The sequence below is a fragment of the Streptomyces sp. NPDC060002 genome (genome assembly GCF_042737245.1).
GTDB lineage: Bacteria > Actinomycetota > Actinomycetes > Streptomycetales > Streptomycetaceae > Streptomyces.
In genome coordinates this window covers 1-1,181 of sequence record NZ_JBHWUW010000134.1, presented here as the reverse complement: position 1 = coordinate 1,181, position 1,181 = coordinate 1, and the positions used below count along the sequence as shown (strand labels likewise).

The 1,181-nt window shown below is 67.1% G+C and carries 1 protein-coding gene; it reads right to left on the bottom strand.

Annotated features, from left to right (window positions below; genetic code table 11):
* A complete protein-coding gene (locus tag ACFWBD_RS41505) occupies positions 1 to 1,086 on the bottom strand; it encodes an IS630 family transposase (protein ID WP_385679428.1) in 1,086 nt (361 codons plus the stop codon).
* Between the last annotated feature and the right edge of the window lie 95 nt (positions 1,087 to 1,181).

The following is a 1,181-nucleotide window of genomic DNA, read 5'->3' as shown; positions in this document are numbered from 1 at the left end:
CTAGTGAGCTGGTTCGGAGATGCGTGAGCAGTAGCGGCAGATTCGGTCGAGGATCTGGTCGGCGGTCTTGGTCCATTTGAAGGGTCTGGCCTGGTCGTTCCAGACCTTGATCCAGTCCTTGAGTGCGGCCTTGAGGTCGTCGAGGGAGCAGAACACCCCGCGTTCGAGGCAGCGCCGTTCCAACTCGGCGAACCACCGCTCGACCTGATTGAGCCATGACGAGTAGGTGGGCGTGAAGTGGAGGTGGAAGCGGGGATGCGTGAGCAGCCACTTGTGCACCACCGGCGCCTTGTGGGCGGAGAGGTTGTCGCAGATCACGTGGACTGCCAGGCCGGGCTCGGTCTGGCGGTCGATCTCGTCGAGGAAGTCACGGAAGTCCACGGCCCGGTGCTGCGCGGACAGCTTCGAGATCACCTTGCCCGTCGCGGTGTTCAGGGCGGCGAACAGGTCGACGGTGCCGTGCCGGACGTAGTCGAAGCTGCGCCGTTCGGGCACTCCGGGCAGCATTGGCAGGACCGGCGCGGTTCGTTCCAGGGCCTGGATCTGCGGTTTCTCGTCCACCGCGAACACCGCGGCGTTGGCCGGCGGGGCGAGGTAGAGGCCGACGACATCGCGGATCTTGTCGATCAGGAGCGGGTCCGGAGAGATCTTGAAGGTCTCGGTCCGCCATGGCTGCAGGCCGAAGGCGTGCCAGATACGCAGCACGCTCGCCGGGGAGATCCCCACGACCTTGGCCAGCTCCCGCTTCGACCAGTGCGTCCCACCCGGAGGCGTCTCCTCCAGCGTGCGCACCACCACCTCTTCGACCTGGGCGTCGGTGATGGTTCGTGGCACTCCCGGGCGCGGTTCGTCGCTGAGCCCGTCCAGCCGGTCGCGCAGGAATCTCGCCCGCCACTTGGTCACGGTGCCCCGGTTGACGCCCAGCCGCGCGGCGACCGCGATATTGCTGCCGCCGTCCGCGCAGGCCAGCACGATCCGTGCCCGTAACGCCAGGCCCTGCGCGGTCGTCCGGCGCCGGGCCCATCCCTGCAACGTCCGCCGCTCGGTATCGGATAACACCAACGGCGTAAGCCTGCTGTCGCCCATCCCCACAGCAGACCGCAAACCACCAGCCCCGTCACCGCCCAAGCCGCGATCCGAAACGGAACACGACTCAAGTGGCGACGGGAGAACTCAAAACC

Bases quoted from the DNA above. Each gene is read 5' to 3' on its own strand.
- ACFWBD_RS41505 (WP_385679428.1), bottom strand. From the start codon at position 1,086: ATGGGCGACAGCAGGCTTACGCCGTTGGTGTTATCCGATACCGAGCGG.